The organism is Xanthomonas sp. SHU 199, from assembly GCF_000364665.1.
Classification (GTDB): Bacteria; Pseudomonadota; Gammaproteobacteria; order Xanthomonadales; family Xanthomonadaceae; genus Xanthomonas_A; species Xanthomonas_A sontii.
This window is the reverse complement of sequence record NZ_AQOI01000867.1, coordinates 1-6,280: the sequence shown is the minus strand read 5'-3', so window position 1 is coordinate 6,280 and position 6,280 is coordinate 1. Positions and strand designations below refer to the sequence as shown.

Below are 6,280 nucleotides of genomic sequence, written 5' to 3'. Positions count from 1 at the left end.
GCGGGCGCCGGCGCGGGCGTGGCCGCCGGCGCAGTGGCGGCGTCGGTGTTGCCCACGCGCAGGTCGACGTAGGCTTCGCCGCGCATTTCCTGCAGGAAGCGGTTGTATTCCTCTTCCAGCTTGCGGCGGCCGATGGTCTCGCGGACCTGGGCGCGCTGGGTATCGCTGGTCACGTCGGTCTGGCGCTCGCCGACGCGCTGCACGATGTGCCAGCCGGCCTCGGTGCGGAACGGCTGCGAAATCTGGCCGTCCTGGAGGCTGGCGACGTGCTGGCCGAAGTCCGGGCCGAACGCGTCGGCCGGGAACCAGCCCAGATCGCCGCCCTGGCTGCGGCTGTTGGTGTCTTCCGAGGCTTCCTTGGCCACGGCCTGGAAGTCGGCGCCGCCGGCGATGCGGGCGCGCAGCGTCTCGATCTTGGCCTTGGCGACCGCGTCGGGCTGCGCATCGTTGACCCGGATCAGGATGTGGCGGGCGTGGTACTCGGTGACCGTCTTCTTTTCCGGATTGGCCGAGGCGTCGCGCACTTCGACCAGCTTCAGCAGCTGGAAGCCGCTGGGGCCGCGCAGCGGGCCGGCGACCTGGCCCGGCTTCATGTCGCGGATCAGCTGCGCGAACGCGTTGGGGATCTCGTCCAGGCTGCGCCAGCCCAGGTCGCCGCCTTCCAGCGCGTTGGGGCTGTCGGAATAGCGCACCGCCGCGGCGTTGAAATCGATCTCGCCCTTGTCGATCAGGTTCTTGACCCCGTCGATCTTGCCCTGAGCGGTCTTGATCTGCTCGGCGGTGGCGCCTTCCGGCAGGCCGACCAGGATGTGCGCCAGGTGGTACTGGGTGCCGGTGGTGGCTTGCTGCGCCAGCGCCGCGTCGACTTCGGCCTCGCTGACGTTGATGCGGCTCTGCGCAAAGCTCTGGCGCAGGCGCTGCACGGTGATTTCGTCGCGCACCGAGTTGCGGAAGTCGGTGTAGGACATGCCGTCGGCGGCCAGCTTCTTGCGCAGGCCGTCCACGTCGGTGCCGTTCTGCTGGGCGATGCTGGCGATGGCGCGGTTCAGTTCGTCGTCGCCGACGCGGATGCCGGTGCTGTTGGCGCGCGCGACCTGCAGCTTGACCAGAACCAGACGCTCCAGCACCTGCCGCTGCAGCACATTATCCGGCGGCAGCTGCGCCTCGCGGCCGGCATACTGCGCCTTCACGTTGCGCACGGCACGATCCAGTTCGCTCTGCAGTACGACATCCTCGTCGACCACCGCGGCGATGCGGTCCAGCGGTTGGGTTTGTTGCGCGGCGGCCGGAGCGGACACGCCGGCGATCGCCACCAGGGCGGCGAGAAAAACAGAAAGGGTCTTGGTCATGGAATCTGGTTCGGATCGTAAGCGTCCGGATCGGTCGTGGTGTTGCTGGGCGGGACCAAGTACAGGTCGTCGCGGTTGTAGCCGAGGATAGCACGGCGCAGAACGCGGTCCGTGTCCTGGCCCAGGGACGACAGCCCCTTGAGCACGAACTCGATCTGGAAGGCGGTATCCAGCGCGCCGGTGCGGTTGCGCACGTAGCGCCGCGCCAGCGCCCGCACCGCCAGACAGCAGCTGTCCCACTGCACGCCGAGGATGCTTTCCAGCGGCTTCTTGTCCATCAGCGAGTAGTAATGCCGGCCAACGACGCTCCAGGTCGGATTGATCGGGTACAGGAACGACACGTCGGCCTGTTCCAGCAGATCGCGGCGGTAGCGGTAGGCGATATTGACGATGCCGTCGCCGGGCATCAGGTAGCGCGCGCGGAAGCTGGCCAGGTCCTTGCGCCGGTACTTGGGATCCCACTGGTAGGTGGCGCCCAGGTTCCAGCGATCGTTGATCATGTAGTTGGCATCGGCGACCCAGGCCGACTTGCCCTGCTCGATGGTGGTGTCGCTGTTGGGCAGGCTGACCCGCGAATCGCTGAAATACAGGATCTGGCCGAGGCTGACCGACAACTTCTCCTTGCCATCGTCCTGGCGCAGCAGGCGCGAGCTCAGGGCCATGGTCAGCTGGTTGGCGTCGTTCTGGCGGTCGGCACCGGTGTAACGCGAATCGCGGAACAACTGGCCCCAGCTGAAGGTGAACTCGCGGGTGTCGAAGATCGGCAGGTCGTTCTGGTCGCGGTACGGCGTGTACAGGTAGAACAGTCGCGGTTCCAGGGTCTGCAGATAGTTGGTGTTGCCCCACTTGGTATCGCGGTCGAAGTACACGCCCGCATCGACCGTGGCGATCGGCAGGCTGCGCGAGGGCGTGGTGTCGCCGCCGAGCGTGGCCGCCAGATCCTTGTCCAGCTGATAGGCGGTATAACGCCAGGCCAGGGTCGGCTTGAGGAACCAGGCGGCGCCGGCCAGCGGCATCGAGATGTAGGGCTTCAGGTCCAGGCGGCTGCCGCCGGGGCGCGGGGTGACCACGCCGGTGCGTTCGTAGGTGCCGTCGGTGGTTTTCTGATGGATATCGTCGTGCACGAAGCGCACCGCTTCGCTGTACAGCCCGGCTTCGAAATAGTTGCCGAACGACTGGTCCCAGTTGAAGAAGGCGCGCGGCTGGCGGTTGTACGGCAGCGCATCCTCGGTCAGGGTGTAGTCGGTCAGTTGCCAGCGGTCGGCCATCACGCCGGCGGTCCAGGTCTCGCCGGTGCCGTAGACGCCGATCGTGCTCTGGATGTTGGACACCGCATTGCCGAGCAGGCGGTTGGAGAAGTCTTCGGTGTAGCGCTCGTCGCTGACCCAGGCCAGCGAGGCGCGCGCCTGCCACTGCGAATTGATGTTGTGGTAGCCCTGGTAACTGAAGCGGCCGCGATCCTTGTCGCGCAACTTGTCGTCCGGCAGGTAGGCGGCCTGCAGCTCACCCTTGCCACCGTCGTAGAGATAGCGGAATTCGCTGCCCAGCATCAGGCCGCGGCGGGCCATGAAGCGCGGATACAGGGTGGCGTCGTAGTTCGGTGCGAGGTTCAGGTAGTACGGCTGGGTGTAGTCGAAGCCGTTGCGGCTGGACATGCCGATCGCCGGGAACAGGAAACCGCTGCTGCGGCGATCGTCGATCGGGAACTTGAACCAGGGCGCGTACAGGATCGGGACGTTGTAGATCTTCAGGATCGCGTTGCGCGCGGTGCCGAAGCCTTCGTCGTTGTCGACGTCGATTTCCGGCGCGTGCAGCTCCCACACCCGCTGCGAGGGGTCGCAGGTGGTGTAGGTGGAGCGGTGCATCTGCCCCAGCGCGCCCTGCAGGTCGACCGAGTCGGCCTTGCCGTTACCGCGGCGGGCCAGCAACTGGTAGCGGATGTTGGTGATCTTGTGGGTGTCGGTGTCCTGATTGCCCTCGGCGCGGTCGGCGATCATGCGGATCGACGAGTCCTGGTAGCGCACGTGACCCTCGGCAATGTAATTGCCGGTCTCGGTGTCCACCCGCAGGCTGTCCGTGCCCATGAACTGGTCGCCGCGCTTGAGCGCGACGTTGCCGGTGTAGTTGGGGATGGTGGTGGTGCCCGACAGCTGGTCGCCTTCGATATTGGTCGGCTGCTGCTCGCGGTTCTGCGCCAGCTTGGGATCCGGCTGCTGCGCGTCGTCGAACTTGGGCAGCACGTCCGGGGTCGGGCACAGGCCCCAGTTCGGCGGCTTTTCAGCCGCCAATGCCGGCAGGCACAGGGCGATACTGAACGGAAGAGGGAGCAGGCGAAGGGTTCGGCGCACGCGCGTCAGGTATCGGGCGAAAACGGTCGCTAGCTTGCCCCATCCCGTGCATAGGGGCAATGAAGGCGTCCCCGGGGCGGGGGACGGGGTTCATCGGCCTGGCGGAGCGGGGTTTCGATCCGGGCGTGCCGCGCCGCGGCCGCCGCCGCGCGGGCGCTGACCCTCAGCGCAGCGCGTCGACGTGGGCGACGCTGCCCTCGCGCAGGGCCTGCAGGTCGTAGCCGCCTTCCAGCAGGGACACCACCCGGCCGCGCGCGTGCCGCTGCGCGACTGCGCGCAGTTCGGCGGTGATCCAGCCGAAGTCCTCGGTCTCCAGCATCAGGTCGGCCAGTGGGTCCCGCATGTGCGCGTCGAAGCCTGCCGAGATCAGCAGCAGCTGTGGCTTGAACGCGTCCAGCAACGGCAGCATCTGGTCGGCCCAGGTGTTGCGGAAGCGGAAACCGCCGCTGCCCGGTGGCAGCAATGCGTTGTGCAGGTTGCCGACGCCGCGGTCGTGGACCCCGCCGGTGTGCGGGAACAGCCCGGACTGGTGGGTGCTGAGGTACTGCACCTTCGGCTCGCGCTCGAAGATCGCCTGGGTGCCGTTGCCGTGGTGCACGTCGAAATCGACGATGGCGATCCGCTCCAGGCCGTGCGTGTCGCGGGCGTGGGCGGCGGCCACGGCGACGTTGTTGAACAGGCAAAAGCCCATCGCGGTGTCGGCGGTGGCGTGGTGGCCGGGCGGGCGCACCGCGCAGAAGGCGGTGTCGCTGACGCCGTGCATGACCGCGTCCACCGCGGCCACGCCTGCGCCGGCGGCGCGCAGTGCGGCCGCGCGCGAGCCGGGCGAGAGAACCGTGTCCACGTCGAGCATTTGCGGGCCGTCGAGATCGGCCAGAACGCGATCGATCAGTTCGCGCTCATGGACCCGGGCCAGGTCGCCGAGCTTGGCCAGCGGCGCCTCGCGCCATTCCAGCGCAGGAAACGCCTCGCGCAGTGCGGTGGTCACCGCCTCCAGGCGCTGGGGCCGTTCCGGGTGTTCCGGTCCGGGCGCGTGGCCCAGGCAGGCAGGATGGGTATAGATCAGCATGCGCGGCCGCGGCCCGGGCGTGGCTCAGGCCTGGCGCCGGTCGTGGCGCCACAGCACTTCGCCGTGGCCGTCGGCCCGCGCCAGCACCCGCGCCAGCACGAACAGCAGGTCGGACAGGCGGTTGAGGTAGCGCACCGCTTCCGGGCGCACCGCGTCCTGCCGCGACAGCGCCACCGTCTCGCGCTCGGCGCGGCGCACGATGGTTCGGGCCAGGTGGCAGCGCGCCGCCGCCTCGCCTCCGGCGGGCAGGATGAAGTCCTGCAATGGCGGCAGGGTGTCGTTGTAGCGGTCCAGGTGCCGTTCCAGCGCATCGATGTCGGCGGCATGGATGGCCGCGTGGCCGGGGATGCACAGCTCGCCGCCGAGATCGAACAACTGGTGCTGGATTGCGGTCAGCAACTGCCGCACGTCCTCGGCCAGCGGGCAGGCCAGGATCACGCCGATCGCCGAGTTGGCCTCGTCCACGGTGCCGTAGGCGGCGACCCGCGCCGAGTCCTTGCCGACCCGGTTGCCGTCGCCCAGGCCGGTGCTGCCGTCGTCGCCGGTGCGGGTGTAGATCTTGGAGAGGCGGTTGCCCATCCCGGTCAGTGACCGACCGGCTGGCCGCGCTGGCCCAGCCGCGCCAGTTGCTCGACGCCGACCTGGATCGCCGCGGCCAGCGCCACGTAGAGGCTGGCGCTGCCCAGGTAGGGCAGCAGCCAGTCGCTGTAGTTCTGCCACCAGCCGGCCAGGGTCGGGTTCGGCACGCTGCGGCTGACCCAGTAGAAGCTGCCCTGCGCCAGCAGGTGGCACAGCGCCACCGCCACCAGCAGGCTGGCGGCGGCCAGGCCCAGGGCGCGCCAGTCGGCACCGTGGTAGCGCCGCGCCAGCCAGGCGCCGCCGGCCCACAGCACGAAATAGGCCGGGATCAGGCACCAGTAGGCCGGCGACACGCAGTAGTGCTGCCAGAAATCCAGGCCCTGGCTGCGGATGACCAGGTAGTCGACCAGCACCGCCAGCGCCATCAGCAGCGGGAACGCCCAGCGCGTCCAGCTGCGCAGGTAGAAGCCGCCGACGAAGAACACCGCCCACGACGCGTCCGGGATCGCCCCGAAGTGGTTGATGCGGGTCGCGGCCAGCAGCGCGGTCAACAGCAGCAGGGCGGGGAGGCGGTGGGTGGAAGGCGTCATGACGGCGGGCACCGGGGCACGTAAGACCCCGGATTCTACTGGAAGCGCGGCGCGCGCGAGCGCCGTGCGCCGCTGCCGCCACGGCACGCAAGCTGGGCGGTGGCGCTCACCGGGCAGACGGGTGCGGGTCGTATCATGGCCGGATGAGCAAACGACATGACGTAGTGATCGTCGGCGGCGGCCTGGTCGGCGCCAGCCTGGCCATCGCCCTGGACCGGCTGGGGGTGGACGTGGGTCTGGTCGAGGCCGCACCGCCGGGCGCGTTGCCGCCGGTATTCGACCAGCGCAACCTCAGCTTCGCTGCCGCCACGGTCAACGCGCTGGGCGCGTTGGGGGTGATGCAGC

6 protein-coding genes are annotated in these 6,280 nt (G+C 68.9%); 1 reads left to right on the top strand and 5 read right to left on the bottom strand.

Going from position 1 to position 6,280, the window contains the following annotated elements:
* The 5 genes from D183_RS0123475 to D183_RS0123455 form a co-directional block, all read right to left on the bottom strand.
* A partial coding sequence (locus D183_RS0123475) for a peptidylprolyl isomerase (RefSeq protein ID WP_017911145.1) occupies positions 1-1,349 on the bottom strand: 1,349 nt, incomplete at its 3' end.
* Positions 1,346-3,697, bottom strand: coding sequence for an LPS-assembly protein LptD (lptD, locus tag D183_RS0123470; protein ID WP_081613428.1), 2,352 nt, complete (start codon positions 3,695-3,697; stop codon positions 1,346-1,348). The genes D183_RS0123475 and lptD, both read right to left, overlap by 4 nt.
* A gap of 163 nt (positions 3,698-3,860) precedes the next feature.
* Complete coding sequence (locus tag D183_RS0123465) at positions 3,861-4,766, bottom strand: histone deacetylase family protein (protein ID WP_017911143.1); 906 nt, start codon at positions 4,764-4,766, stop codon at positions 3,861-3,863.
* A 24-nt stretch (positions 4,767-4,790) separates the two neighbouring features.
* A complete protein-coding gene (locus tag D183_RS0123460; RefSeq protein ID WP_017911142.1) occupies positions 4,791-5,345 on the bottom strand; it encodes a cob(I)yrinic acid a,c-diamide adenosyltransferase in 555 nt (184 codons plus the stop codon).
* Positions 5,346-5,350: 5 nt separating this feature from the next.
* Positions 5,351-5,935 (bottom strand): hypothetical protein, encoded by a 585-nt coding sequence (locus D183_RS0123455; protein ID WP_017911141.1) that lies wholly within the window; start codon positions 5,933-5,935, stop codon positions 5,351-5,353.
* 143 nt (positions 5,936-6,078) lie between these two features.
* Between D183_RS0123455 and D183_RS25895 the strand changes: the two genes are divergently transcribed.
* Positions 6,079-6,280, top strand: a 202-nt coding sequence (locus D183_RS25895; protein WP_198527693.1) for an FAD-dependent monooxygenase, incomplete at its 3' end; no start/stop codon positions are given.

Bases quoted from the DNA above. Each gene is read 5' to 3' on its own strand.
- D183_RS0123465 (WP_017911143.1), bottom strand. From the start codon at position 4,766: ATGCTGATCTATACCCATCCTGCCTGCCTGGGCCACGCGCCCGGACCG.
- D183_RS0123460 (WP_017911142.1), bottom strand. From the start codon at position 5,345: ATGGGCAACCGCCTCTCCAAGATCTACACCCGCACCGGCGACGACGGC.
- D183_RS0123455 (WP_017911141.1), bottom strand. From the start codon at position 5,935: ATGACGCCTTCCACCCACCGCCTCCCCGCCCTGCTGCTGTTGACCGCG.